Consider the following 26314-nt stretch of genomic DNA (forward strand, 5'->3'; position numbering starts at 1 on the left):
CTCTTAAAGTTTGCTTTACCATTCTATCATACCCCGTCATTTACGTCTATCTTTCCCTGAATACCGTGAATAGTAAATCAAAGAAGACAACGGCAGGCCATTTTAACTCCTGTTTAGTGTAACTCATGTCTTATGTCTTTTCCTCATACTTCTTCCTATAATTCCTCGGAGACATTCCCATATGTTTCTTAAAGCAATTAGAAAAATATATCTCCGAACTGAAACCGACCAGTTTTGAAATCGTCCTGATATCATAATCTGTCCGGATCAGATACTGTCTGGCATATTCCATCCGTATCTCCAGTAAAACATCCAAAGGTGTTTTTCCGAATGTTTCTTTCATTGCCTTAGCAAGATAATTGCTGTGCAGATGAAACTGTTCCTCCAGGTGCTGGTTGGTGATTGGCTGCTCTATGTTATTTTCCAAATAGATCTGGATCTGTTCCGCCAACAGAGTCAGCCGGTCTTTATGTATCCCCGTGTTCTCAACAAATCTTAAAAACCGTAAAAACAGTTCTTCCGTTTTCCATATATCATTCCTATGTTCATGGATGGTACTGTCCAGAATGTTCTGAAACAGTTCAAACAGAAGACCGGGTTCTTTGATCGCTGCATATTTTGGCAGGTGTAATGTGTATGAGCATTGGTGGTAATGCTGATCGGGGATTGGCAGCCTTGAAACGAATCTGCTGGCCCTCTTTCCCTGCTTCCACTGCGCAGTGGTATAAAAATGCAGCCAGTAAAATCCGGTCTCCTCCTGGCATGGCCGCCATGAATAATGGTGCCTGTCCGGCAGCAAAATAAACATTTCATTTTCCCTGATTTCATACCGCTCATTCTCTTCTGCCAGAAACAGGCAGCCCTTTTCTACAACGATCAGGTCAAAATAGCCCAGGTTCCTTCTGTCTACATGGCTCTGCCCTTTCCTCATGGTGCGGTAGTTCCCCTCTATAAAATCCGGAAATGGAGGAATTGAAATGGAAATAATGTCGCCGGCCATATGCATAGCCCCTTTCTTTTTTCAAAATAATTCTTCTCAGGTCTTTTTTATCCTCTATCAGGATTATATCATTTCCTGAGATAAAATAAAATTCTTTACTGTATGGGGCAAAGCTTGTAATCTGATACTCGGTTTCAAACTCTTCATAACTCCCATTGATTACGTGGATAGAATCTCCTTTTTCCATAATGAAAGTCTTATCCCCAAAATTCTCCAGATATGCGGCCATCTCTTCGCCCATATCCCAGTCCGGGGACTGGCTGTCATTTTCAAAAAGCCTGGAAAAAATACCGCCGTCCTTATAAAATGTGGACTGGCCGAACCGTGCCCTGGAAAGATCCGGACGGTTGATATGGGGGCCTGCCACTGCATATGTGGAAGCCGCCATTCCTTTCTCTAATGGAGAAGTTGCCGTGGCGTGCGTGTCATAACAGTACAGGATGCCTGCCGTGGCCCTATAACTCGCTTCCAGATATCTTATATCTTTCAGATACAAAAAAACTTTATATGCTGCCGCTGCTGTAACCCCTCCCCAAAGGGAATGGATCATATACGTCAGCGCTTCCCACCAGCGATCCGGGTTCTGAGCCCTGAAATCATTGGAATAGCCAATATTGGCCAAAAGGAGTTCCCCATAGCGCCTGGTACTCTCCCCTCTGTTGCTTTCGCACAGAGCACCTGCTGTCGGGCCAAAGCCTGCGTTATCATAATAGTGCTCCGTGATTGCGGCTTTATAAGTTACCGCATCCTTATCCACCCGGTCCATGACCTGTTCCCATAAGGATTGTATCTTTGCGTATTTCTTCGTCATGCCTTTTACTTTCAGCTTATCCAGCAATTGATTGAAATACAGGAAATATACGCCTAACATCTGTGCTTCCTCTTTTCCGCGCTCCTCCTGGTGCAGATCCGGGTTCACCCTTAACTCAAAAACATCCGCCGCCCATTCCAGGTACGTACCTGCATCATGCAGTGCAAGGACCTCATCCCCAAACTCGGATAACAGATAAAACAGATGGCTAATATATTCAAAATCCATGCAGCGGTAAAAATCACCGTAAAGTTTACGCGGTTTTCTAAAATCTCCGTCTACAAACCATTTTTTTCGTACATAATTTACCGCGCAGTTTTCCACTTTCCTGACTTGTTCAACATCCGGAGTACCGAACAGATTTTTCTTCAGAACCAGATTTGCTTTTCCTAGAGATTCCCCTTGATTGGAAACCGGCTCGAAAGCATAAGGAGGTTCTCCATTTTCGTCATGGTAAAGGCTGCTGCAAATATATTCCACGCGTTCTTCAACCACCGTTTCTATCCTGTCCATCACATTCAGTACCACAAAGTCTTTCGTACCGTCAGAAAGCTTTATGACTACTTTGTGTTCCCCCATTGCCTCCGGCTTGAAAAAAAGGCTGTATTGCCTCTTTTTCTCCTTTTCCCGTATCGGGATTGCAAGTTTTTTCACGATTCCATCATCTTTGTAAAAAGCATCTGCTGCTATCGCATCCACTCCCGCTGGTACTCTTACGGATATCCTTGCGGTTTCTCCAATAATATTAAGGGGCGTGTACTCCATCTTGGGATGTTTCCATTTCAGCCCTTTTTTATAAAAATCCTCGGGACTTTGATTCGTATCAATCACGTACTCCCACACCTTATTTTGGCCTGCTTCAAGGACCAATCCGTCCTTTTCGTATATCCAGTCATGATTTTCAAACTTTTCCGGATAACCGCCTGCCAGATACAATTTATGGAACAACATGCCGTCTAAAGAAGGAGACACATTTTCGAAAAACAGATTCCGATAATCACAATAGGTACCGATTGATTTTGTCCTTCCCTTTACCTGATAAAATCCGAGATTCTCTCCCAATCCGTCCCTTCGCACTGCGCTTAGTTTCGTATAGTCCGTTGAAACAGACGGAAAGACTGCGGCAGAATTATGTATGTTCCTAAGCACATTTTTATCTCGAAACATCACATAGGCAAAGGATATCCATATACCGAACTCTTCTATCTTAATCTCCTTTTCCGTCAGATTTTTTAGCTGTATGGTCCAGAAAAGCGCCTCCTCATTCTTACCCAGGTCATAAGTCATCTTCACCTGTAATTCTTTGGCACTAAAGGTAACTGTTATCTTATCTTTTTCTTCCTTTATGTTGGCCATCAGCCCGTCACTGCTCGCCTTGTTACCATTCGCAAGAATGTCAAAAAGTCCAAACAGTTTGTCCGCATCCTGATAATCCGCCTGCTGTAAATAGGTGTCTTCCATCACCCAGTTCATCTGATGTGGATCATCTTTTATGACTAATTCAGATACATAACCTTCTTTTTTCACTGACATCATCAGTTTTCTATTCTCTATCATAAGTAATCCGCTCCTTTCTTACGTAAATTTAACACTTCAGTTCTTGCCTTTCTACATGAAATCCCAATCAAAACTTAACAAATTTCACACTCTTTGTTTCTGATGATTATCAATTCAAAATAATCTATGCACATCCAACAAAAAACATTTGATATATTTATTCATATTCTCCTTGGATGCTCATACTGCCGTATAAAGGATATTTGCTAAATATAAAAACCGCTGGTTACTCTCAATCACTTAGAGTAACCAGCGGTTTTTATATCCTACGAAGTTTGTCTCGAAAGCAAAAAGCACCTCAATCCTGCTATTTACAAAGGATTGAAGTACTTTACACGAATGCCGCAGACCGGAATCGAACCGGTACGGGTATCACTACCCACGGGATTTTAAGTCCCGGGCGTCTGCCAGTTCCGCCACTGCGGCACAATATATGGGACCTATAGGGCTCGAACCTATGACCCTCTGCTTGTAAGGCAGATGCTCTCCCAGCTGAGCTAAGATCCCATAATATTTACTTGTACATCAGAGACAATTATAACTCTTTTTTTCTCTAATGTCAACGACCCAGAAGAGACTCGAACTCTCGACCTCCGCCGTGACAGGGCGGCGCTCTAACCAACTGAGCCACTGGGCCTTATTAAGTTTTTTAAAATAGTGGACCTTCGGGGACTCGAACCCAGGACCGATCGGTTATGAGCCGATTGCTCTAACCAACTGAGCTAAAGGTCCACGTGTATTATGTCCCAAAAAGGAACAAAGCCGATGATCGGACTCGAACCGATAACCTGCTGATTACAAATCAGCTGCTCTGCCAATTGAGCCACATCGGCATAAAATGACTCCTACGGGAATCGAACCCGTGTTACCGCCGTGAAAGGGCGATGTCTTAACCGCTTGACCAAGGAGCCGCATAAAATCATATATAAAGTTTTGTAGACCGTAAGTAGTGCTCACGGTCTACAAGCTCCCCGAGTTGGGCTCGAACCAACGACCCTTCGGTTAACAGCCGAATGCTCTACCACTGAGCTATCGAGGAATATGATACTATATCTGTGTACCTTCAAAACTGCATACAAAGAATTAAATCCATCCATTTCCTATCACCTTGCTTGGTTATGCCCTCGACCTATTAGTAACAGTCAGCTCCATGTGTTGCCACACTTCCACCTCTGTCCTATCTACCTCGTCGTCTTCAAGGGGTCTTACTAACTTGACGTTATGGGATATCTCATCTTGAGGGGGGCTTCACGCTTAGATGCCTTCAGCGTTTATCCCTTCCCGGCTTGGCTACTCTGCTATGCTCTTGGCAGAACAACAGATACACCAGCGGCCAGTCCAACCCGGTCCTCTCGTACTAAGGTCAGCTCCTCTCAAATATCCTACGCCCACGCCGGATAGGGACCGAACTGTCTCACGACGTTCTGAACCCAGCTCGCGTACCGCTTTAATGGGCGAACAGCCCAACCCTTGGGACCTACTTCAGCCCCAGGATGCGATGAGCCGACATCGAGGTGCCAAACCACTCCGTCGATGTGAACTCTTGGGAGTGATAAGCCTGTTATCCCCAGGGTAGCTTTTATCCGTTGAGCGATGGCAATCCCACTTTATACCACCGGATCACTAAGTCCTACTTTCGTACCTGCTCCACCCGTCGGTGTCGCAGTCAAGCCTTCTTATGCCTTTGCACTCTGCGAATGGTTTCCAACCATTCTGAGAAGACCTTTGAGCGCCTCCGATACCCTTTCGGAGGCGACCGCCCCAGTCAAACTCCCCACCTGACATTGTCCCCCAGCCGGATCACGGCTGATGGTTAGAAACCCAATACTGCAAGGGTGGTATCCCAACAGCGGCTCCCTTACAACTGGCGTCATAAGTTCTTAGCCTCCCACCTATCCTGTACATGCAATACCGAATCCCAGTATCAAGCTGGAGTAAAGCTCCATGGGGTCTTTCCGTCCTGGCGCAGGTAACCAGCATCTTCACTGGTACTTCAATTTCACCGGGTGCATTGTTGAGACAGTGCCCAAATCATTACGCCTTTCGTGCGGGTCGGAACTTACCCGACAAGGAATTTCGCTACCTTAGGACCGTTATAGTTACGGCCGCCGTTTACTGGGGCTTAAGTTCAAAGCTTCGCTTGCGCTAACCTCTCCCCTTAACCTTCCAGCACCGGGCAGGCGTCAGCCCATATACCTCACCTTTCGGTTTTGCATAGACCTGTGTTTTTGCTAAACAGTTGCTTGGGCCAATTCTCTGCGGCCTCTCGCGAGGCACCCCTTCTCCCGAAGTTACGGGGTCATTTTGCCGAGTTCCTTAACAATGCTTCTCCCGTCGGCCTTAGGATTCTCTCCTCATCCACCTGTGTCGGTTTACGGTACGGGTTTTAACTGAACAATAGCGGCTTTTCTTGGCAGCTAGCTCACGCACTTCGCTACTTTAGTTCGCTCCGCATCACGTCTTCGGATTGTATACCGGATTTGCCTGATATACTCCTACCCCGCTTGCACCGGATTTTCCACTCCCGGCTTGCGCTTTCTCTCTGCGTCCCCACAGTTCTGTCAGTTAAAAGTACAGGAATTTCAACCTGTTGTCCATCGACTACGTCTTTCGACCTCGCCTTAGGCCCCGACTTACCCAGAGCAGATCAGCTTTACTCTGGAAACCTTAGATATTCGGCCGGAAGGATTCCCACCTTCCTCTCGCTACTCATTCCGGCATTCTCTCTTCTTAACACTCCACTGCTCCTTACGGTACAGCTTCGTCGCAGTTAAGAATGCTCCTCTACCAATTAACATTCGTTAATTCCTAAGCTTCGGTAGTGTGTTTCAGCCCCGGACATTTTCGGCGCAGGACCTCTCGACTAGTGAGCTATTACGCACTCTTTCAATGGATGGCTGCTTCTGAGCCAACATCCTAGTTGTCTTCGAAATCCCACATCCTTTTCCACTTAACACACATTTTGGGACCTTAGCTGTAGGTCTGGGCTCTTTCCCTTTTGACCATCCAACTTATCTCGGACAGTCTGACTCCCATACATCATCTACACGGCATTCGGAGTTTGATATTCTTTGGTAAGCTTTGACGCCCCCTAGGAAATTCAGTGCTCTACCTCCGCAAGACTTGAGTATGAGGCTAGCCCTAAAGCTATTTCGAGGAGAACCAGCTATCTCCGGGTTCGATTGGAATTTCTCCCCTATCCACACCTCATCCCCACCCTTTTCAACGGATGTGGGTTCGGTCCTCCATTGCCTTTTACGGCAACTTCAACCTGGACATGGATAGATCACCCGGTTTCGGGTCTACTCCGACTGACTATGATCGCCCTATTCAGACTTGGTTTCCCTTCGGCTCCGGGCCTTTGGCCCTTAACCTCGCCAGCCAGCGTAACTCGCCGGACCGTTCTACAAAAAGTACGCGGTTGCACCTATATAGTGCTCCCACAGTTTGTAAACATATGGTTTCAGGTTCTCTTTCACTCCCCTCCCGGGGTCCTTTTCACCTTTCCTTCACAGTACTATGCGCTATCGGTCACTAAGGAGTATTTAGCCTTACGGGGTGGTCCCCGCATATTCCCACAAGGTTTCTCGTGTCTCGTGGTACTCTGGATACCGCCATGTCATGTTGGATTTTGCTTACGGGGCTTTCACCCTCTCTGGCCAGCTTTCCCAAAACTGTTCTGCTATCTTCCATGAATCAATTATGCGGTCCGAACCCCAGGGTGCACGCACCCTGGTTTGGGCTCTTCCGGTTTCGCTCGCCGCTACTTCCGGAATCACATGTTGTTTTCTCTTCCTCCGGCTACTTAGATGTTTCAGTTCACCGGGTTCCCTTCCTTAACTTATGGATTGGGTTAAGGATACTGGAGGTCTGCTCCAGTGGGTTTCCCCATTCAGAAATCTCCGGATCGATGGGTATTTGCCCCTCCCCGAAGCTTATCGCAGCTTATCACGTCTTTCATCGGCTCTTAGTGCCAAGGCATCCACCATACGCTCTTATTAGCATAACCAACTTGCCTTCTCTCACGGGTTGGAGTTCAGGCGACACATATCTAGCGTGATATGCGTTGGTAATAGGTTCCTCTTATTGAACTGCTAATGTTCAATAAAATTCAATTTTTTCCGTTCGTTTTTTTCGAACCAGTTAATGTTGTTAACATTACCTCGGATGTCTTGATTAATATCTTATCAAATGACATTTAATAGGAATATCTTATTGAATGTCTTTCAATAAGCATAAGATATTTAATCTGTTATATTATCGCTTATCAGTAATAATATAACCTTTCTTTGTATGCAATTTTCAAGGTACATATCCGGATGCTCTGCTTTCGCTTCCCATCCGCTGACTGTTTTATCAGTCATTACATACACGAATTCTTTCGTATATCTAATCACTGGTAAAACCAGCTATCATAACAGCACTGCCCTGCTGATTGGGTTGGCGTTGATAAGTTGTTGCTTATCCTTGCCGGTATCTATATAATAAACATTTATATAATACTGACGGCGCTTCCGTCATTCTGTTATTCTTTTTTAGATTTGGCGGCCACCTACTCTCCCACATCGTCTCCAATGCAGTACCATCGGCCGTCTGGGTCTTAACCATCGTGTTCGGGATGGGAACGGGTGTTTCCCCCAGGCGCATCGCCACCAAAAAATTTTGTTATGAGATCATGTCCTCTTCAGACACTCTCTTGATAACTAAACAATAGACAACATACTCTTTACTTCTTTCTTCCTTAGAAAGGAGGTGATCCAGCCGCACCTTCCGATACGGCTACCTTGTTACGACTTCACCCCAGTTATCGGTCCCACCTTCGGCAGCTCCCTCCTTACGGTTGGGTCACTGACTTCGGGCGTTACCAACTCCCATGGTGTGACGGGCGGTGTGTACAAGACCCGGGAACGTATTCACCGCGACATTCTGATTCGCGATTACTAGCGATTCCAGCTTCATGTAGTCGAGTTGCAGACTACAATCCGAACTGAGACGTTATTTTTGGGATTTGCTCCACCTCGCGGCTTCGCCTCCCTTTGTTTACGCCATTGTAGCACGTGTGTAGCCCTGCTCATAAGGGGCATGATGATTTGACGTCATCCCCACCTTCCTCCAGGTTATCCCTGGCAGTCTCTCTAGAGTGCCCGGCCGAACCGCTGGCTACTAAAGATAAGGGTTGCGCTCGTTGCGGGACTTAACCCAACATCTCACGACACGAGCTGACGACAACCATGCACCACCTGTCTCCCCTGTCCCGAAGGAAAGGCACCATTACGCGCCGGTCAGGGGGATGTCAAGAGCAGGTAAGGTTCTTCGCGTTGCTTCGAATTAAACCACATGCTCCACCGCTTGTGCGGGTCCCCGTCAATTCCTTTGAGTTTCATTCTTGCGAACGTACTCCCCAGGTGGCATACTTATTGCGTTTGCTGCGGCACCGAATGGCTTTGCCACCCGACACCTAGTATGCATCGTTTACGGCGTGGACTACCAGGGTATCTAATCCTGTTTGCTCCCCACGCTTTCGAGCCTCAACGTCAGTCATCGTCCAGTAAGCCGCCTTCGCCACTGGTGTTCCTCCTAATATCTACGCATTTCACCGCTACACTAGGAATTCCACTTACCTCTCCGACACTCTAGTTACATAGTTTCCAATGCAGTCCCGGGGTTGAGCCCCGGGTTTTCACATCAGACTTACATAACCGTCTACGCTCCCTTTACACCCAGTAAATCCGGATAACGCTTGCCCCCTACGTATTACCGCGGCTGCTGGCACGTAGTTAGCCGGGGCTTCTTAGTCAGGTACCGTCATTTTCTTCCCTGCTGATAGAAGTTTACATACCGAAATACTTCATCCTTCACGCGGCGTCGCTGCATCAGGGTTTCCCCCATTGTGCAATATTCCCCACTGCTGCCTCCCGTAGGAGTTTGGGCCGTGTCTCAGTCCCAATGTGGCCGGTCACCCTCTCAGGTCGGCTACTGATCGTCGCCTTGGTAAGCCGTTACCTTACCAACTAGCTAATCAGACGCGGGTCCATCTCATACCACCGGAGTTTTTCCCACTGTACCATGCGGTACCGTGGTCTTATGCGGTATTAGCAGTCATTTCTAACTGTTATCCCCCTGTATGAGGCAGGTTACCCACGCGTTACTCACCCGTCCGCCGCTCAGTCGCAAAACTCTTCAATCCGAAGAAATCTAAGTAAAGCGCTTCGCTCGACTTGCATGTGTTAAGCACGCCGCCAGCGTTCATCCTGAGCCAGGATCAAACTCTCGTTAAAAGTGTTTGTATCCAGGTCAGAATTAACTACTAGCTAATTCTATCCCTTTTACTGTTCTTACCACCGAGATACTTCTCAGTGATGGGTGCATCATTATGATGCTGTTCTTAAAAATTTTCTCTATAAGAAATTTTCAAGGGTTTGTTGTCTATTGTTTAATTATCAAGGTTCTTTGCCGTTCTCAATAAGCGAACTTCCATATTTTACCATGTCCATTTTGCTTTGTCAAGAACTTTTTTATTTTTCTTTTTTTCTGTTTGCCTGTCCTCTCTCGAGTCAGCTTAAACATATTAGCATTTCCTGTACTAGTTTGTCAAGACATTTTTTAAAACTTTTTTACAAAATTTTCATTTTTTCTTAACACACTCAGATATGCCGTTCTGTAACTGTCGAAACTGTGTTTCGCCATGTAAACAGAACAAACGGAGAAGGAGGGATTTGAACCCTCGCGCCGCTATTAACGACCTACTCCCTTTCCAGGGGAGCCCCTTCGGCCAGCTTGGGTACTTCTCCAAAACGTCCGCTATTAAATATACACGAAACCAGCCTTCTTGTCTAGTCCTTTTTAATCTTTTTTTAATTTTCTTCTTTTTACATTTTACGCGGCAATTTTCAGACATTTTATGCCATATGCAGTCCGGCCCTCTTCGGCATTCTTTTTCAGCCGGAATTTAAACCAGCCATTTGATTAAATACGCAAACGAAAAGTAAGCCCCCTTTTTTTTTATCAGGACCCTTTTCGTAAGATCCTTCTAACAGCCTGACGCTCAATTATATACAGAATCTGAAGGAAACGGGGGCATAATCTTCTCCACTTATATGCTGTCTTTGCCTGCCTGTAATTTCTTATTCACGTATTCCATGACCTCTTTCAGCGCTATCATAAACCAGGGCGTATAATGCTCCGGGTTTTCTTGGATATCGGACATAAGATCTTTCATTTTCACCCATCTTACCGCTTCCACTTCCTCTGGGTTTTCTGTCCAGGCGCCCCTGTACTCTCCTGCCAGCACATGGTCAAATTCAAACTCAGTCAATCCGTTTTCAAATGTATAGCGATAGACAAAGGACTGGATTTCTTCCAGATCCGTGGTCTTTATTCCCAGTTCTTCCTGAAGACGCCTGCAGGCTGCCTGATATACGCTCTCCCCCATTCTCGGGTGTGAACAGCAGGTATTGGTCCATAATCCGCCGCAGTGATATTTTTCTTTTGCCCGCTGCTGTAGCAGTATTGCGTCATCCTTATACAGAAATACGGAAAACGCCCGGTGAAGGCGCCCCTCTTCATGGGCCCTCATTTTTTCCATACATCCAATTTTTTGGTCATTCATATCCACCAAGACGACCTGTTCCTGTAAGTTATCCTCCTTAACCCTCTCCATTCCTTCCTGTGGCTCCATTCGCTGTTTTCCTTCCATAAGTCTCTCCATTCCACCGTTCCTATATGACGGCATTATCATAGTAAAATATTTTTATTTATATATTATCACATTACTATGGCTAGTGCCAGCCACCTATTTCTCACAACTGGTCTTTACTAATAACTTTTCAAGGAGTACACCACAGTTTGTCTTTACCATGCCGATCTGATCCGGAGTGATGCCGTCTACATGAATTCCGCATCCGCAGATCACAATGCAGTTCTTTTTTTTCGCCAGGCTCTCTGCAAACCATCTGCCTATGTCTTCATCTTTGTGCCCGGTTCCGTTGATCACACTGGAGGTAACGCCAATGCCCTCACCGGTCAGACTCGGCCTTGCTATCGACATAACCACACTGCCTATGTGCGGTGTATCCCCGCCGTAAACTGCCAGCATGTAATCTTTTCCCATTTCGACCACCTCACATTGTACATAGTACCCGTTAAACAACTCCTGTCTTAGTACGCTGTCATTCATCCTGTATTTCCTCCTTCCCTTTCCATGGAACAAACTTATCATAAGAAATCCCAAACTGTGCCAAAATCTTACCTACGATATGGTTGATCTGATCGCCAATCGTCTTTGGCCCATTATAAAAAGTCAGCACCGGTGGAATAATTGTGCATCCTGCATCTGCCGCTTCTTTCATGTTCCTCAGGTGAATGCGGTTCAGAGGCATTTCCCTAGGAACCAATACAACTTTGCGTCCCTCTTTCAAACAGACATCTGCTGCACGGATAATCAGTGTATCCGCATAACCGGCTGCAATCCCCGCAAGAGACTTCATACTGCAGGGCATGACAATCATGCCTTCCGTCACAAAAGAACCGCTGGATATGGAGGCTGCCATATTTCTTTCATCGTGAACTACATCAGCAAGGGCAAGCAGCTTCTCCATGGGGATTTCACTTTCTAGTTCCCATGTTGCCTTTGCACCGCTGCTCAATACCAAATGTATTTTACACCCCTCTATACTTTTCAGAGCCTGCATCAAATAATAACTCATCTCTACACCTGTAGCGCCTGTTACACCAACAATAATTCTCATACCTCTACTTCCTCCCTTTTAATAAGCTTCTTTTATAGAAATAGGTCGGAAACTTTTCGACAAGCTCCGGCCTATATCATATTTATAAAATTTGTCCCTTAAGTTCCGGCTCTTTTACTGTTAACACACTGTTTTTCAACGCCAGGTCCTGTATTATACCAGACCTACTATATTCCACCAGAGTACTTCCACTAATACCAGAATAAATACCACAACTGTCAGCGGAACGCCAAGCCGGATTGTTTCCTTTTGTGTATACATTCCGTTTTCTTCACCCTGTCCCACCAGCATATTCAGATGATGGAATGGAAGAATATAGTGTGATGCGATTGCCATATATACGATAAGTGCTGTTACAATCGGTGGAATCCCCATAGATTCAGTCAGGATCAGAACAGAAGGAATAACAACTCCCATTACAGCGATTACAGAACCCATGAACATATGCACGATCATTGAAATCAGTGCAATCAGCAATGCTAATATGAAAAGATTTCCCGGCAGATTTTCAGGCAGAATTGTATTTGCAATCCACATATTCATACCGGTAGCCCCACCTACAGTACCAATCGCCATAGCAGATGTCAGAAATACCAATACATGCACCGGTACCTGCCCCCAGGATTTTACAGTAAGGACTCCTCCGATAAGCGGAAGGCTCATGCACATCGCTACGCCCATTGTGACCCATCCGATATCAATCCCATGAATCGAGTCTGTCATCCATAATATAATCGCAATAATAAGCCATATTGCAGTTCTCTTCTCCAAACTGCTCATCGGCCCCTGTGCTTTTTGTTTTTCTTCGATTTCCTGAAGATTGATGGTTACCGGCTGAGAAGGTTTGAAAAGAAACAGAATCAGAACCAGTGTAATTACAGATGCAACGATTGCCGGGATTCCCATATACTGGAACCACCCTATCCAGCCGATGCTTATACTGTCGCCTGCATAGGAGGCAGCCAGCGGATTGATGACACTGTCGCCGGTCAGGAAAATCAAAGATACCGGCACCGATGCCGCGAATACAGTGAAACCAATTTTAACTGCATCTACTTTCGGGATCTTAGCACTTTGAATCACGACTGCCATAACTGACATAATCAGGAATGCTCTCGGCCATGGATGTGGTATCAGTACACTCATGATAAACGTCAGCACAAAAATCGAAATAATGATTCCGTTGTAAGACCGCACAAATTTCTTGATAAATGCATATGCAATACGTTCGCCAAGACCGGAGTCTTTTACCGCCCCCGCAATCATATATGCTCCCATAACAAGCCACATGGTAGAGGAACCATACCATGATTTAAACACAAGGTCGGGTGTCGCAACCTTGCACACAATCAGCATAATCAGATAAAAACCACCTACAAAGCCCGACTGCGCCACATTTGTCGCCCACCATACTACGGTCATTAAACTTAATGCCAGACATCTCTGACCTTCTGGTTCCATTCCGGATAATGGTAAAAGCATAATAACAACCGCCACTGCAATACCCGCCAGAAAGCCTATGACTTTCTTGTTCATTAGTAGACCCCCTTTTACTCATTTATTTTTATTTAACTATTCTTGTAGTTTGATATCATTTTCAGCCATATTTACCAGAAGGCCTGTTCTGGTAATGGAACAGGCCCTCTCGTCATTTGATCTCAGAACACTTCATTAATCAAGCGGTGGTACCGGCGGAATAACCTGTAATTCCGGGATCTCTTCCGGATTTAATTTGAATTTTTCATGAATATCAGGATTTTCTGTTGATCTCCATGAATACACACAAGTTTCACACACGTATACTTCCCATGCATCTCCAACCGGAGATTTTACCATTACTCTTATTTTGTCACTACCACAACGTGGACAAGTCATATCTTCTACCTCCTTCAATATTGCAGACATCCGCTCCTGCAGATGATTTACATGCCTTTTGTCTTATTTGAATAATTCGCGAAGTTTTTCTTCCCACTCACCTGTTTTTGCCGGGGGCTCAAGGAGTTCTACTGCACGCGGATTCGGCTCTGGCGCTACTGGTGTTGTCGCATCAATAATCATCTTTGTATGCATACCTGCCGGATAAGAGGAAGGATCAAGAGGCATACCAGGGCAGTTCGGAATAATTGCAACATCTTTGTCCGGTTTTACTCTCGATGCCATTGCCCACATAACCTGCTCCAGGTTAAATGGATCCACATATTCATCTACAACAATTACGATCTTAGTATAAGGCATACCGTGCGGTGTGGATAACAGACGGAATGCAATGCCTTTTCCATATCCGCCATAACGGCATTTGGTAGAAATAATTGCGATATGCCCATGCATATACATTGCATTCAATGCTACCAGTTCCGGGAACCCTTCTTTAATCTGTTTGTACAGAGGTACAGAAGTATTCAGTGCCATCAGATAATCAATCTCTGTCCATGGGATACCAAGATATAGATTCTCAAAAATCGGATCTGTTCTGTGTGTAATATGCTCAATCTTTACAACACACTGATTACGTGCTCCTGAGTATGAGCCGGGGAACTCACCGAATGGTCCTTCCACTTCACGTACGCGGGGCTCGATGTAGCCTTCCAAAATAACCTCACTTCCTGCCGGAACATAGAGGTGATCACTCAAATCAGCTTTTACAATGTCAATCGGAACTCCATCCTGAAGCGCACCTACAAACTCATATTCATTTTGCGTATATCCAACCGGTGTGGAAGCCATGAAGGTTACCAGCGGGTTATTACCAAGCGCAATTGCGATCGGCACTTTCTCATTTTTACGTTCAGCTTTTTCCAGCTGCACAGCGATATCGTGCATAGCCAGGGCCTGAATACCAATTCTGTCTTTATCTTTCACCTGAATACGATATGTACCTACATTCATTTTATCGAAGTTGCCCGGATCTTCCGGATCAGCAGTTACCACCGATGCCTTGGAGATAAAGAAACCGCTGTCCTGATCATTGATTCTGTAAAGCGGGAGGACTTCAAAAAGATTGATGTCTTTATCCACTACATTTTCCTTGCATGGAGCCGCATCTCTTTCAACAATATTTGGCGGTACCGGGAATTTATCCCATCTGCGGTTCAGTTCAAAAAACTGTTCCTTAACCGGTGTGTCTTTTGGCATGCCCATCATTAACGCATGATTTGGCCATGAACCGTGAACGTTTGTTACTACCTTCCCTTGATAACCATTGATGTTTTCGAATAATACAGCCGGCCCGTTTTTGATATTTGCTGCCGCACGACCTGCAGATGCAATATCCGGCTCAGGCATCACTTCTTCTTTCACTCGTACCAGTTGACCTTCTTCCTCCAGGGTCGCCAGAAATTCCCTTAAGTCTTTGTATACTTTTGCCACGCCTTTTCCTCCTTACCTATTCGCTGATTAATTTAGAAACCTCTTGTTACATTTTGTTAATTTAGTTCAACAAAGCGCTTTTGTTTACGAGTTCATTATAGGTTTTTTCAGCCGTAAAACGCAATTCACATTTCTCCCGAGTATTATTCCATAATGGAATTGCAGGTTTATCAACGCATTTAGTATAATATTTAACAAATGAGATGTGCTCTGGATTACCCAGCCTATAATCCAGGAATATCCTGTCGAAATTCGAATAGAATATAAAATAAAATCCCGCATGAATCACGGAGGTGTGGCATATGACCCTTTCACAGATCATGTATTTTCTCGCAGTTGTAAAGCATAAAACCTTTACGCAGGCAAGCGACGAACTATACATATCCCAATCTTCTTTGTCCAAACAAATTAAAGCTCTGGAATTGGAACTTGGACACACCCTTTTTATTAGAGAGGCCAAAGAAAACTCTTTGACTCCCGCGGGTGAACGCTTTTTGGAATATGCAACTAAATTTTCCAAAGATTATTCCTCCATGATGTCTGACTTAAATCAGATAAATGGCAATTTGTCCAAGACGGCTTTAATTTTAGGGGTACTCCCCATCATCAACGAATATAGCCTGAACAATGATATTGTTTTTTTCCAGAAGCTCATCGGCTCCTCCAATATCTATATAAATCTGCTGGAACGGGAACAGGAGGAATTGCAGAATATGATGCAGTTTGGGCAGATTGATGCGGCAATTCTCCGCACAGATTCTTTTGACTTGTCCAAATATGAATATGTAACCTATTTAGAAGAAGAACTGGTTCTTATATATCCTGATAAGATGGAGCACTTGGATAAAGAGTATGTAACACTGGAGGAGATCGCCGACCATCCCCTCATTTCCTTTGATGAGTCCTCCTCACTCCACACAACCATTAAGCAGTTATTTCACGAAAGAAACCTGTATCCTAGATTTTCTTATCTTTATAAGCATCATGAACAGATCCTGTCCATGGTAAATGCGAATTTTGGTGTTGCCGTTATACCGGGCAATTTAGTAGCCGCCGCAGTGTTTCCAAACATCAGGGTGGCTCATTTTAAGAAACCTATCAAATCAAAGATCTGCCTTGTACGTCCAAAAAACGTGCCGGCATCGGAGCCTCTGAATCTGCTCTTCAAGTATTTTGAATCTACTTATCAAGAAATGGACAAGGAATCATTTTCTTAAATATCAGACATGCAATGCCGTCTTACATAAAAAAGACGCTGCATCAATAACCGTTCTGGCTCGAACCGTTCATTGATGCAGCGTCTTTTTTCGTATTTATCTTAACCGACAGTTCTTATAAAAAAATAGCAGAACCGATAACCTTACCGGATTCCACTACCTTTTGCTAAAACGGAGAGGGTGGGATTCGAACCCACGCGCCCTTGCGGACAAACGGTTTTCAAGACCGCCTCGTTATGACCACTTCGATACCTCTCCAGTCTCTTACCTGCACCTGGCAGAATAAGTTCAATTGTATTGTCAGCTTTCGCGACATTGGATATTGTAGCATATTTATGAAATATATGTCAATATCTTTTTTATAATTTTTCACTGCGTCTTTTCAGAAACACCTCTGCCATCTCCAGGTCTTCGGGAGTTGTGATCTTTATGTTCTCATAGGAACCATAAACCAGCCTGATGGGGTACCGCAGCATCTGCTCCACAACCATAGCATCATCCGTCACATTGATATAGCTTTCCCTCATCAGCATAGAATATGCACCTCTTACTAAATGATTTTCAAAAACCTGGGGAGTCTGCACCATCCACAGCCTGCTTCTGTCCGGCGTCGTTTCCACATTACCGTGTTCATCCGCCATCTTGATGGTATCTTTTACGGGCATGCCGACTACGCAGGCCTTGTGTTCCCGGACTTCCTCGTAAGCCCTCTCGATGATTCCACTGTCCACAAAGGGACGGGCTCCGTCGTGAATAAAGACATAACCATGTTCCTCCAGTTCCTGAAGGCCGTTCCAGACAGAATGATAGCGTTCCGCGCCTCCGTGCATGATCCTGCTTACTTTTGTAAAATGGTACGGTTTGACGATCTTCTCCCTGCAGTATTCTTCTTCCCCTGCTCCCGTTATCAGAAAAACCTCGTCAATAAGCGGTGAATCTTCGAAAGCTTTCAGAGAATAATAGAGTACCGGACGATCCGCAAGCAGCAGATACTGCTTGTGTACTTTTGTTCCCATTCTCTTTCCCTGCCCTGCCGCCAGTACAATGGCGGTACAATGTATTTTCCCCATATACACCTCTCTCGTTACCGCGTACCCCTTTCGGGTGTGCACAGGAATCCTCTCTCCTAACGTTCCCCCAGCTTCAAATTCGGCACCGCATTCAAATCCCAGCCATGCCTGGTTCCCGCCAAATATTCATAATAGGCGGCGGCCCCAATCATGGCTGCGTTATCCGTACAGTAAATCGGTGAAGGATAGAAAAATTCGATTCCTCTCTTTTCACAGGCTTCCTTCATTCCTTCCCTAAGGGCGCTGTTGGATGCCACACCGCCGGCAATGGCAAACTTGTTCATGCTGAATTCCTCCACCGCGTTCATGGAGTTTTCCACCAGCACATCCACGACAGCTTTCTGGAAAGAGGCGGCAATATCTGCCGGATTGTAGGTCTGTCCTTTCATCTGGCAGCCATTGATATAATTCAGAACCGCTGATTTCAGTCCGCTGAAGCTGAAATCATAAGGCGCGCCCTCTATATGAGCCCTTGGAAATTTAACTGCATCCGGATTCCCTTCTTTTGCCAGGCGGTCAATCTTCGGCCCTCCCGGATAGCCGAGACCGATGGCCCTCGCCACTTTATCATAGGCTTCTCCTGCCGCATCGTCCCGCGTGCGTCCTAAAATATCATATTTACCGTATTCTTTTACGCAGACAAGATGCGTATGCCCGCCCGACACAACCAGGCATAAAAACGGCGGTTCCAGGCTGGGATGTTCAATATAATTTGCAGAAATATGTCCTTCTATGTGATGTACGCCGATCAGGGGAAGCTTCTTTGCATAGGCAATTGCCTTAGCCTCCGCCACTCCCACCAGAAGCGCGCCCACAAGTCCCGGGCCGTATGTCACTCCAACCGCATCGATATCATCCAGCGTCATATTGGCGTCCTTAAGAGCCTGTTCTATTACCTGATTGATCTTTTCAATATGCTTTCTGGATGCAATCTCGGGCACCACGCCGCCATACAGCTTATGAAGCTCAATCTGGGATGAAATCACATTCGACAGCACTTCACGGCCATTGTTCACAACCGCGGCCGCAGTTTCATCGCAGGAACTCTCAATTGCAAGTATATTAATATTTCGAATTTCTTTCATAATGTGCCTCCTATTACCCGCTTCAAAGCTGATTCTCAGAAAATGCCAGTTCCACAGACATTCTGTCCTTGCCGGGCTTTGCCGCCGGAAAGATCTTTCTCACATCATCCATATACTCTTCCGGCCTGGTAAGGGATGGACTGTAGTGCGTCAGCCAAAGTTCCCCCACCTGCGCTTCCCTGGCCAGTTGTGCCGCCTCATAGAAGGTCATATGCTTATATTCTACCGCTTTTGCAGCTTTCTCATTTTCTCCGTACATCCCTTCACATATAAACAGATCCGAATCCTTTGCATTTTCCCGGATGGACTCCGTCGGTCTTGTATCGGTTGTATAGGTAACTTTAATTCCTTTACGCGGAGCGCCCAGAACCATATCCGGCGTCAAAATCCTTCCGTCCAGTTCCACGGTCTCACCCTTTTGCAGCGGATTCCAGCATTGCATAGGTATCCCCTGCGCCTTCGCTCTTTCTATATCAAACTTTCCGGCCCTGTCGATCTCCAGTGTATATCCGTAGCAGAGTACATTATGGTTCACACGGAATGCCTTCAGGCGGTAGCCGTTCATCTCAAATGTCTGCTGCGCCCCTTCTATTTCTAAAAAACGAATCGGAAACGGAAGCTCCGGCGCGATGACTCTCAGCGCATTCACAACCCTTTCCAGTCCTTTGGGGCCAATCAGAGTAAGGGGTTCCCTCCGGTCCGCATTTCCCATCGTGAGAAGCAGTCCCGGAAGCCCGCTGATATGGTCGCCGTGATAATGTGTAAAACAGATGACGTCAATTGGCTTAAAGCTCCAGCCTTTTTCTTTGATCGCAATCTGTGTCCCTTCTCCGCAGTCTATCAGCAGACTGCTGCCGTTAAATCTCGTCATCAGGGCAGTCAGCCACCGATAAGGAAGCGGCATCATGCCGCCGCTTCCGAGTAAACATACATCTAACATATTATCCCTCTATTTCTGCCGGTATCTGAAATGATGCAAGGAGCTCATCATAGCAGGATTCACATAAATCAAAGGAATGTCTCTCTCCATCCTTATTCGAAAAGTATCCCCATGTATGATCCACACTCAGGATGCCTTCCTCCGCATGCCCATTTACGACCGGTATTTCTTTTCCGCATTTATTGCAGATAATTTTATTTACTTCTTTTGTTTCTTTTACTTGATACTGGCGCATACAAATTCCTCCTGTGTTGTGTACATTTCACTTTTGTTACGCCTTCATTATATCGGCTTTTGAGCTGATTTCATACTGGGAAGTGCTTCCTCAATTACCGTAACTATTTGCATCCCCATGCATATAGCCCTGGCATCTGCCGATTATCTTCCCAGCCTTCTGCTCATCAGCACAGCATCTTCCTTCGGATCATCGTAAAAATTCTGCCTGATGCCATCCTCCGCAAACCCCTCTTCTTCATAGAAGGTGCGTGCCGCCGCGTTGCTCTCCCGCACATCCAGAAGTATTTTATTGATCTTTCTTTCTTCACATATATTTTCCAGTTTCAGCATCAGATGGCTGCCTGCCCCTTGCCGCCTGGATTCTTTCTCCACTGCAATGCGGACAATCTCTGCTTCTCCCGCAGCCTCGTAAGCCAGCATATATCCTATAAGCCTTCCCGCCTTTTCTGCTGCTATACAGATTGTCTGCGGTTGATTGATGGTGTCCAGCACACTTGTCTCGCTCCATGGATCCGAAAATATCTGCCGCTCCATCTCAGCTGCAGCAGCCGCATCCTCCGCCCTCAGATACCGGATGATCAGCTCGGCCTGTTTTTCCCGCTCTGCACGTTCCCGTTCGGCCTGCGACACCCGGAGATACTCCGGCTGATGCTCCCCGGCAGTCTCAATCTTTCCGGCCTTGTAATACTGTATCCCCAGGGCCCCTACTGCTGCTGCACGCTGGCGGCTCATATAGGGCGGTGCAAAGGAATACGGCACCTGAATATACTTATCGATCACATCTCTGTGCACAGGTACACCGTCCCCCAGGAACACCACCGGCCTTCCATACGCATTCAGGCGGCGCAGCAGTTCGTCTATGGATACCGCCATCTGCATCTTCAGCACCTGAAAGCAGGGTTCCACCCGATTGGTCCCCTCTTTCCTGCCCGCTTTTTTTGAAAATGTATAAATCCCGGTATATACCTGATTTCTGCGCGCGTCCATAATCGGACATATGATATCCTCACATCCGTAGACTTGATATGCCAGGCCGTCCACCGTGGGAATGTGCAGCAAGGGTTTCTCCAGTGCAAGCCCCAGCCCTTTCGCCGTTGCGGAGCCGATACGCAGACCCGTAAAAGAGCCCGGCCCCCCCGCCACTGCGATTGCATCTATGGAAGCAAGATCCAGTTCCACCATCTTTGCCACTTCATCAATCATAGGCAGAAGTGTCTGTGAATGGGTCTTTTTATAGTCAATCGTATATTCCGCTATGGTTCTGTCCTCCTCCACTACCGCCACCGTGGCGGTCAGCCCGGAGCTGTCAATTGCCAATACCCGCATGTCATACTTCCTCTCTATAAAGGGGTAACAGTTCAGGCAGGCCTGAACTGCTACATAAAGGGGCCAGCACCCGTCTGCCCCCGTTTGTTATCCCTACATCTCTTCGATCGTTATTCTGCGATATTCAAATCCCTGTTCCAGATCTTTTTCTATAATCACTTCCGTACGATTTTCCGGGAGGATCTCTTCAATCAGGCCGGCCCACTCGATCAGAGAAACGCCCTGGCCCATAATATAATCCTCGTAACCCACTTCATCCATCTCCTCCACATCACCGATGCGGTAGACGTCAAAATGGTAAAACGGCAGCCGCCCTTCCCCGTATTCCTGAACGATTGTAAACGTAGGGCTGCACACAGGCTCCTCAATCCCAAGCCCTTTCGCAAATCCCTGGGTAAATACGGTCTTGCCCACACCAAGATCGCCGGTCAGGGTATATACCTGTCCCGGCTTCGCCTTCTGCCCCAGCCTGACGCCGATTTGAAATGTCTGTTCGGCACTTCTTGATTCCAATACCATATTCTCCCCTCTTTCAAGCTTAATTTACCTGCCGGATCCGAACCTTGTCCGGCGGCATGTGGGTAGAGATCATCTCTGCCGCAGCCGCCCATTTCTCTCCGATCTGATTCCTTGGAAAGATAACGGCACGGCTTTTATCCATATACAGCACAAGCGCCTGCCCAGTGGAAACCGCCCGTTGAAAGTCCTGCCAGGGGTTCTCGTTTTCCCGGTCTTCCTGTATCACTTTGACACCGTTGTCGGAAAGTTCATAACACAAAGGCTTTTTAAATACGGGCGTATTCTCCACCCGGCGTTTTGCCCGTATCCGGAGCATAACCGGCGGATACGCAAATACAAGTGCTGTGATGAAAAATAAAAGCACCGCACCCGCAGTCTTTCCGGACTCCGCCTGCTTCAGCCCCATCGCCAAAATCACAGTGCCAAAAACTACCTCCAGTATCCCTGACAGCTGTGTATAATTATGATGCAGCATAAAACTATACATTACCTGCTGCGTCATTCGTATCTCAAATCTGACTGACATAGCCCATCCTTTCAAACGATTCTAATGATGGAACAGACGCAGTCCTGTAAATGCCATCGCCATCTGATGCCTGTTGCATGCCTCGATTACATTGTCGTCTCTCACTGAGCCCCCCGGCTGAGCTACGTACTTTACGCCGCTTTTGTAAGCGCGCTCGATATTATCGCCAAAGGGGAAGAATGCATCAGAACCAAGCGCCACACCGGTGAGCTTATCAAGCCATTCGCGCTTCTCTTCCCTGGTAAATACTTCTGGTTTTTCTTTAAATGTATTCTCCCAGACGCCGTCGGCAAGGACATCCATATATTCCTCTCCGATGTACAGATCAATGGCATTGTCTCTGTCTGCACGCCTGATATCATCTTTAAACGGCAGTTCCAGTACCTTGGGGCACTGACGCAGCCACCAGTTGTCTGCTTTTTGTCCTGCCAGTCTTGTACAGTGAATCCGGGACTGCTGCCCTGCCCCGATGCCGATTGCCTGCCCGTCTTTTACATAGCATACGGAGTTGGACTGAGTATACTTCAACGTAATCATTGAAATCGCCAGATCCATTTTGGCTGATTCCGGAATGTCTTTATTCTCTGTAACTACATTTGCAAAGAATTCCTCATCAATCTTCAGTTCATTCCTTCCCTGCTCAAATGTAATTCCAAATACCTCTTTGCGCTCCAACGGAGCCGGAACGTAGTTCGGGTCAATCTCTATGACATTATAGTTGCCATTTTTCTTCTGCTTTAAAATCTCAAGAGCTTCCGGCTCATAACCGGGTGCAATCACACCGTCTGACACCTCTCTCTTAATCAGCCTTGCGGTGTCCGCATCGCAGACATCAGACAGGGAAATAAAATCACCAAAAGAGGACATCCTGTCGGCTCCCCTCGCTCTCGCATATGCGCATGCCAGAGGAGACAGCTCACCCAGGTCTTCTACCCAGTAAATCTTAGCCAGTGTTTCATCCAAAGGAAGCCCTACGGCAGCCCCTGCCGGAGACACATGTTTAAATGAGGTCGCAGCCGGCAGGCCGGTGGCCTTCTTCAGTTCACTGACCAGCTGCCAGCCATTGAACGCATCCAGAAAGTTAATATAACCCGGGCGTCCGCAAAGCACCCTGATCGGCAGTTCGCTGCCATCCTCCATATAGATTCTGGACGGCTTCTGGTTCGGATTACAGCCATATTTCAATTCTAATTCATTCATTTTATCCATCGCTCCTTATTGATTCTTATTTACAATCTTTGTCTCGTATTTTCCGTTCTCGATATCTATATAACGCACAAAAAGAGAAACCTTGTTGTCCTCATTCAGACTGTTCCACAAAATCTCTGTGAAGCGTTCGATATCATCCGGAACAGATATCAGCTTTGGCTCTCCCTCAAAACTCGGCAGGGGGGTTCCATCACACATGTATGTATGGATAAAATGTCCCTCTCCCGCCAGAGGATTTTGATAAGCGAATGTATACCTGCTGCAGCTCTCCGGATTCCCATTGCTGCTCTTTAAGATAGACATTGCATAGTTATATCTGCCGTTTTCCAGGTGCATAATCCCGGAAATACGGGGTGTATAGTTAGGGCCATCCGGCTCAAATTCTCTTGAGCGCAGACTCTGCTCAAATGTCATCTGCCTGTCCATGCCTTCATATATGGTGTCTGTCTGATCCCCATTTGTCACGATCGTTTTATTGCCCAGTACGCGAACCGGTGCATAAATAATAAGGCTCGGGTCTGTCAGTTTGGAAGGGTCGAACGCCTGTGTCCTGATTCCTTCCCCATCTTCCACAAAGATGCGGTTGCGGCTGTTCTCGCTTCTTCCCATAATGAAATAAGCAGTCACGGCTTTTTTGCCGTCTTCACTCTTCCCAATGATAATACCTCTCCCGGGATACGAGTTATTCTTTAATTCCTGCTCGATTGATAACATTTTCATAAGATGGCTCTCCTTTGAATTTCATGATTATTTCGCTGTATACAGACTTATTATACCTGCGAACTCGCGTAAGTTCAATAACTAAGCTGAGTTTTTTCTCATGCGCACTTTGCTGATCCGATTCCCCTTCATCTCCTCAATAGAAAATTCCACCTGGTCTGCCGCAATTGTTTCCCTGCTCTCCTTGCCCGGAATATACCCCAGTTGTTCAATCAGATATCCTGACAGGGTGTCATAATTCTCCGTAACCAGCTTCAGTCCCATCTCTTCGTTCAGGTCATCTATGAGAATCCCGCCGTCCAGCATATATTCATTTTCATTCAGCAGAATAATCTCCTGGACAACTTCCTCATATTCCTCGCTGATTTCTCCCATAATCTCTTCAACCAGGTCTTCCACCGTAACAATTCCCGAAAAACCGCCGTATTCGTCTACCAATACAGCCATGTGCTTTCTGGACTTCTGAAGGTCCCGGAACAATTCATCCGCATCCTTTGTGTCAGGCACGAAATAGGGCTTACGAACCACTTTCCTGATATCCAGGCCGTCCCAGCCCTTCTTGCACACTTCAATCATCACGTCCTTGATATGAAGAATTCCGATGATATTATCAATATTCCCCTCATACACAGGGATTCTGGAATGTCTGGATTCCAGAATTTCATCTGCCAGAGTCGCAAAGGGCTCCTCCACATCCAGCACATACACGTCCCGTCTCGGCACCATAACTTCCCGGGCCGTCCTGTCGTCAAATGAAAATACGGAATTAATCATCTCCCGCTCTTCATCCTCAAAAGTACCATTTTCATTTCCCATCTTCAGCAGGGCTTTGATTTCTTCTTCTGTCACAGCCTCTTCCTGATCCTCTGTCTTCAGCCTGAGCAGCCGCAGGACAGCTTTCGTCGATACAGACAATAGCTTAATAAACGGGGAAAGTATCTTAGAAATATAGTGGACCGGCATAACCGTCACCATACAGAACGCCTCCGCCTTCTGCAGTGCAATCCTTTTGGGCACAAGCTCACCAAACACAAGGTTAAAGAACATCAAAAGCAGAGTCACGCCATTTCTGGCAATCGCCATACTGTACGGTACATTCATGTTCTCAAGCCATGCCGCAAGCGTAGGCGCAATCCCCGCCGCCGCAGATGCACTGGAATAAAATCCGGCAAATGTTATCGCTACCTGAATCGTTGAAAGAAACTTCGTAGAATCCTCAAAGAGGCTTTGGATCACGACTGCCTTTTTATTCCCCTCCTCCGCAAGGCTCCTGATCCTGTTCTTATTCACAGAGACCACAGCCATCTCGGCGCCGGCAAAAAAAGCATTCATGAGCGTGAAAAATAATAAGAGTAACAGTTGAAATAAAATCGTGTTCCCGTCAGGGTCTGAGTCCATAGTAAAAAATAATCCTCCTAATAATAATTTTTTACGCCTGTGGCGTTTACATTCCGGAAAGGGGCTCCCCTCTTTGCAGAATGTTTTTAGATGGAGTATAGCATGAAGCAGACTATTTGGCAATACTGAAATTTTTATAGAAACTTACTTTAGCTTGTAGGTGGGTGAGGGGGGACGCTTTATGACAGGGAGGCCGGGGAGGTACTGGGGCTGTATATGCCGTTGCGATATGCACCCGTGCGCCAACTGCTCCTAGGACAACCGCTGCCGGATAGGCGGGTACGCTGAACACATCACGGGAAATCTGATGATTTCCCGCGCTGGGTTCAGCAAAAACTTGATTTGGTGATCAAGTTTTTCCCCGCCTATCCGGCAGCGCTTGTCCAAGGAGCAGTATGCGCACTCTAGCATTTCGCAACGGCATATACAGCCCCAGTACCTCCCCGGCCTCCCTGTCATAAAGCTGGCTCATCCGATCGGCAGGAAAGCTTGTTTCCTTGGTGGGAATTCAAACGGGGTAGCGGATGTGTCTGGGCAGACGGACACATACGCTGCTCCGCCTGTGATCCCTATCAGGGAGCGAGTT

General features: G+C 46.4%; 19 protein-coding genes, 9 tRNA genes, 3 rRNA genes and 1 pseudogene. 2 read left to right on the plus strand and 30 right to left on the minus strand.

Annotation, left to right across the window (positions count from 1 at the left end; translation table 11 throughout):
• Positions 1 to 130: 130 nt before the first annotated feature.
• The 19 genes from BN1938_RS09535 to BN1938_RS09625 all read right to left on the minus strand — a co-directional run bounded on the left by BN1938_RS09535 (position 131) and on the right by BN1938_RS09625 (position 15481).
• The gene (locus tag BN1938_RS09535) at positions 131 to 931 is read right to left on the minus strand and encodes a helix-turn-helix transcriptional regulator (protein ID WP_197278213.1); all 801 of its coding nucleotides are present in this window, start codon (positions 929 to 931) and stop codon (positions 131 to 133) included.
• Positions 882 to 3368, minus strand: a complete 2487-nt coding sequence (locus BN1938_RS09540) for a hypothetical protein (protein WP_187376299.1) — start codon at positions 3366 to 3368, stop codon at positions 882 to 884. Before BN1938_RS09540 ends, BN1938_RS09535 begins: the two co-directional genes overlap by 50 nt.
• A 340-nt stretch (positions 3369 to 3708) precedes the next feature.
• A tRNA-Leu gene (locus BN1938_RS09545) sits at positions 3709 to 3794 on the minus strand.
• 8 nt (positions 3795 to 3802) lie between these two features.
• Positions 3803 to 3875, minus strand: a tRNA-Val gene (locus BN1938_RS09550).
• 56 nt (positions 3876 to 3931) lie between these two features.
• Positions 3932 to 4005 (minus strand) — tRNA-Asp (locus tag BN1938_RS09555).
• A 21-nt stretch (positions 4006 to 4026) separates the two neighbouring features.
• A tRNA-Ile gene (locus BN1938_RS09560) sits at positions 4027 to 4100 on the minus strand.
• A 28-nt stretch (positions 4101 to 4128) separates the two neighbouring features.
• Positions 4129 to 4201, minus strand: a tRNA-Thr gene (locus BN1938_RS09565).
• A gap of 6 nt (positions 4202 to 4207) precedes the next feature.
• Positions 4208 to 4279: transfer RNA gene (locus BN1938_RS09570), tRNA-Glu, on the minus strand.
• A gap of 56 nt (positions 4280 to 4335) precedes the next feature.
• Positions 4336 to 4407 (minus strand) — tRNA-Asn (locus BN1938_RS09575).
• Between the two features lie 73 nt (positions 4408 to 4480).
• Positions 4481 to 7377, minus strand: a 23S ribosomal RNA gene (locus tag BN1938_RS09580).
• 530 nt (positions 7378 to 7907) lie between these two features.
• A 5S ribosomal RNA gene (gene rrf / locus BN1938_RS09585) occupies positions 7908 to 8025 on the minus strand.
• 88 nt (positions 8026 to 8113) lie between these two features.
• A 16S ribosomal RNA gene (locus BN1938_RS09590) occupies positions 8114 to 9646 on the minus strand.
• The 16S, 23S and 5S rRNA genes sit together here with 8 tRNA genes alongside, the layout of an rRNA operon.
• Positions 9647 to 10069: 423 nt before the next feature.
• Positions 10070 to 10159: transfer RNA gene (locus tag BN1938_RS09595), tRNA-Ser, on the minus strand.
• A 302-nt stretch (positions 10160 to 10461) separates the two neighbouring features.
• Entirely contained in the window at positions 10462 to 11064 is a 603-nt protein-coding gene (idi, locus tag BN1938_RS09600; RefSeq protein ID WP_082202931.1) for an isopentenyl-diphosphate Delta-isomerase, read from the minus strand.
• Positions 11065 to 11160: 96 nt separating this feature from the next.
• Positions 11161 to 11544 (minus strand): prenylated flavin chaperone LpdD, encoded by a 384-nt coding sequence (locus BN1938_RS09605; protein ID WP_050640376.1) that lies wholly within the window; start codon positions 11542 to 11544, stop codon positions 11161 to 11163.
• Positions 11537 to 12115 carry a UbiX family flavin prenyltransferase gene (locus BN1938_RS09610; protein WP_050640377.1) on the minus strand — a complete coding sequence of 193 codons (579 nt, stop codon included), beginning with the start codon at positions 12113 to 12115 and terminating at the stop codon, positions 11537 to 11539. Before BN1938_RS09610 ends, BN1938_RS09605 begins: the two co-directional genes overlap by 8 nt.
• A gap of 153 nt (positions 12116 to 12268) precedes the next feature.
• Positions 12269 to 13651: an SLC13 family permease gene (locus tag BN1938_RS09615; protein WP_050640378.1), complete on the minus strand. Its 1383-nt coding sequence runs from the start codon at positions 13649 to 13651 to the stop codon at positions 12269 to 12271.
• Between the two features lie 135 nt (positions 13652 to 13786).
• Positions 13787 to 14020: a non-oxidative hydroxyarylic acid decarboxylases subunit D gene (locus BN1938_RS09620; RefSeq protein WP_275891926.1), complete on the minus strand. Its 234-nt coding sequence runs from the start codon at positions 14018 to 14020 to the stop codon at positions 13787 to 13789.
• A 33-nt stretch (positions 14021 to 14053) separates the two neighbouring features.
• Positions 14054 to 15481 (minus strand): non-oxidative hydroxyarylic acid decarboxylases subunit C, encoded by a 1428-nt coding sequence (locus BN1938_RS09625; protein ID WP_050640379.1) that lies wholly within the window; start codon positions 15479 to 15481, stop codon positions 14054 to 14056.
• A gap of 320 nt (positions 15482 to 15801) precedes the next feature.
• Here BN1938_RS09625 and BN1938_RS23915 point away from each other — a divergent pair.
• Positions 15802 to 15909, plus strand: a pseudogene (locus tag BN1938_RS23915) (LysR family transcriptional regulator); the annotation flags it as partial.
• Positions 15910 to 15975: 66 nt separating this feature from the next.
• Positions 15976 to 16698, plus strand: a complete 723-nt coding sequence (locus BN1938_RS09630) for a LysR family transcriptional regulator substrate-binding protein (protein ID WP_242843855.1) — start codon at positions 15976 to 15978, stop codon at positions 16696 to 16698.
• Positions 16699 to 16870: 172 nt separating this feature from the next.
• On the opposite strand, the gene BN1938_RS09635 is transcribed toward BN1938_RS09630, so the two are convergent.
• The 11 genes from BN1938_RS09635 to BN1938_RS09685 form a co-directional block, all read right to left on the minus strand.
• Positions 16871 to 16956: transfer RNA gene (locus tag BN1938_RS09635), tRNA-Ser, on the minus strand.
• Between the two features lie 101 nt (positions 16957 to 17057).
• Positions 17058 to 17768 carry a 2-C-methyl-D-erythritol 4-phosphate cytidylyltransferase gene (gene ispD / locus BN1938_RS09640; protein WP_050640381.1) on the minus strand — a complete coding sequence of 237 codons (711 nt, stop codon included), beginning with the start codon at positions 17766 to 17768 and terminating at the stop codon, positions 17058 to 17060.
• Positions 17769 to 17824: 56 nt separating this feature from the next.
• On the minus strand, positions 17825 to 18853 hold the full coding sequence (tsaD, locus tag BN1938_RS09645) for a tRNA (adenosine(37)-N6)-threonylcarbamoyltransferase complex transferase subunit TsaD (RefSeq protein WP_050640382.1): 1029 nt from the start codon (positions 18851 to 18853) through the stop codon (positions 17825 to 17827).
• Positions 18854 to 18875: 22 nt separating this feature from the next.
• Complete coding sequence (locus tag BN1938_RS09650) at positions 18876 to 19793, minus strand: ribonuclease Z (protein ID WP_050640383.1); 918 nt, start codon at positions 19791 to 19793, stop codon at positions 18876 to 18878.
• Position 19794: 1 nt separating this feature from the next.
• Positions 19795 to 20028 (minus strand): hypothetical protein, encoded by a 234-nt coding sequence (locus BN1938_RS09655; protein ID WP_025656175.1) that lies wholly within the window; start codon positions 20026 to 20028, stop codon positions 19795 to 19797.
• Positions 20029 to 20171: 143 nt separating this feature from the next.
• Positions 20172 to 21356: a bifunctional tRNA (adenosine(37)-N6)-threonylcarbamoyltransferase complex dimerization subunit type 1 TsaB/ribosomal protein alanine acetyltransferase RimI gene (locus BN1938_RS09660; protein WP_050640384.1), complete on the minus strand. Its 1185-nt coding sequence runs from the start codon at positions 21354 to 21356 to the stop codon at positions 20172 to 20174.
• Positions 21357 to 21449: 93 nt separating this feature from the next.
• Complete coding sequence (gene tsaE, locus BN1938_RS09665; protein ID WP_050640385.1) at positions 21450 to 21875, minus strand: tRNA (adenosine(37)-N6)-threonylcarbamoyltransferase complex ATPase subunit type 1 TsaE; 426 nt, start codon at positions 21873 to 21875, stop codon at positions 21450 to 21452.
• A gap of 19 nt (positions 21876 to 21894) precedes the next feature.
• The gene (locus BN1938_RS09670; RefSeq protein WP_050640386.1) at positions 21895 to 22401 is read right to left on the minus strand and encodes a YcxB family protein; all 507 of its coding nucleotides are present in this window, start codon (positions 22399 to 22401) and stop codon (positions 21895 to 21897) included.
• Positions 22402 to 22422: 21 nt separating this feature from the next.
• Entirely contained in the window at positions 22423 to 23601 is a 1179-nt protein-coding gene (locus BN1938_RS09675; RefSeq protein WP_050640387.1) for a phosphoribosylaminoimidazolecarboxamide formyltransferase, read from the minus strand.
• A 15-nt stretch (positions 23602 to 23616) separates the two neighbouring features.
• Positions 23617 to 24330 carry an IMP cyclohydrolase gene (locus tag BN1938_RS09680; RefSeq protein WP_050640388.1) on the minus strand — a complete coding sequence of 238 codons (714 nt, stop codon included), beginning with the start codon at positions 24328 to 24330 and terminating at the stop codon, positions 23617 to 23619.
• An 81-nt stretch (positions 24331 to 24411) separates the two neighbouring features.
• Positions 24412 to 25728, minus strand: coding sequence for a hemolysin family protein (locus BN1938_RS09685; RefSeq protein ID WP_050640389.1), 1317 nt, complete (start codon positions 25726 to 25728; stop codon positions 24412 to 24414).
• Between the last annotated feature and the right edge of the window lie 586 nt (positions 25729 to 26314).

It is taken from the genome of Eubacterium sp. SB2 (genome assembly GCF_001244405.1).
Taxonomy (GTDB): Bacteria; Bacillota; Clostridia; order Lachnospirales; family Lachnospiraceae; genus Faecalicatena; species Faecalicatena contortus_B.

Excerpts from the sequence above, each read along its gene's own strand:
- BN1938_RS09685 (WP_050640389.1), bottom strand. The coding sequence starts at position 25,728 with ATGGACTCAGACCCTGACGGGAACACGATTTTATTTCAACTGTTACTC.
- BN1938_RS09655 (WP_025656175.1), bottom strand. The coding sequence starts at position 20,028 with ATGCGCCAGTATCAAGTAAAAGAAACAAAAGAAGTAAATAAAATTATC.
- ispD (WP_050640381.1), bottom strand. The coding sequence starts at position 17,768 with ATGGGGAAAATACATTGTACCGCCATTGTACTGGCGGCAGGGCAGGGA.
- BN1938_RS09540 (WP_187376299.1), bottom strand. The coding sequence starts at position 3,368 with ATGATAGAGAATAGAAAACTGATGATGTCAGTGAAAAAAGAAGGTTAT.
- BN1938_RS09615 (WP_050640378.1), bottom strand. The coding sequence starts at position 13,651 with ATGAACAAGAAAGTCATAGGCTTTCTGGCGGGTATTGCAGTGGCGGTT.
- BN1938_RS09650 (WP_050640383.1), bottom strand. The coding sequence starts at position 19,793 with ATGTTAGATGTATGTTTACTCGGAAGCGGCGGCATGATGCCGCTTCCT.
- BN1938_RS09605 (WP_050640376.1), bottom strand. The coding sequence starts at position 11,544 with ATGAATGACAGCGTACTAAGACAGGAGTTGTTTAACGGGTACTATGTA.
- BN1938_RS09660 (WP_050640384.1), bottom strand. The coding sequence starts at position 21,356 with ATGCGGGTATTGGCAATTGACAGCTCCGGGCTGACCGCCACGGTGGCG.
- BN1938_RS09535 (WP_197278213.1), bottom strand. The coding sequence starts at position 931 with ATGAGGAAAGGGCAGAGCCATGTAGACAGAAGGAACCTGGGCTATTTT.
- tsaE (WP_050640385.1), bottom strand. The coding sequence starts at position 21,875 with ATGGTATTGGAATCAAGAAGTGCCGAACAGACATTTCAAATCGGCGTC.
- BN1938_RS09620 (WP_275891926.1), bottom strand. The coding sequence starts at position 14,020 with ATGTCTGCAATATTGAAGGAGGTAGAAGATATGACTTGTCCACGTTGT.
- BN1938_RS09670 (WP_050640386.1), bottom strand. The coding sequence starts at position 22,401 with ATGTCAGTCAGATTTGAGATACGAATGACGCAGCAGGTAATGTATAGT.
- idi (WP_082202931.1), bottom strand. The coding sequence starts at position 11,064 with ATGGAAGGAAAACAGCGAATGGAGCCACAGGAAGGAATGGAGAGGGTT.
- BN1938_RS09680 (WP_050640388.1), bottom strand. The coding sequence starts at position 24,330 with ATGAAAATGTTATCAATCGAGCAGGAATTAAAGAATAACTCGTATCCC.
- BN1938_RS09610 (WP_050640377.1), bottom strand. The coding sequence starts at position 12,115 with ATGAGAATTATTGTTGGTGTAACAGGCGCTACAGGTGTAGAGATGAGT.
- tsaD (WP_050640382.1), bottom strand. The coding sequence starts at position 18,853 with ATGAAAGAAATTCGAAATATTAATATACTTGCAATTGAGAGTTCCTGC.
- BN1938_RS09675 (WP_050640387.1), bottom strand. The coding sequence starts at position 23,601 with ATGAATGAATTAGAATTGAAATATGGCTGTAATCCGAACCAGAAGCCG.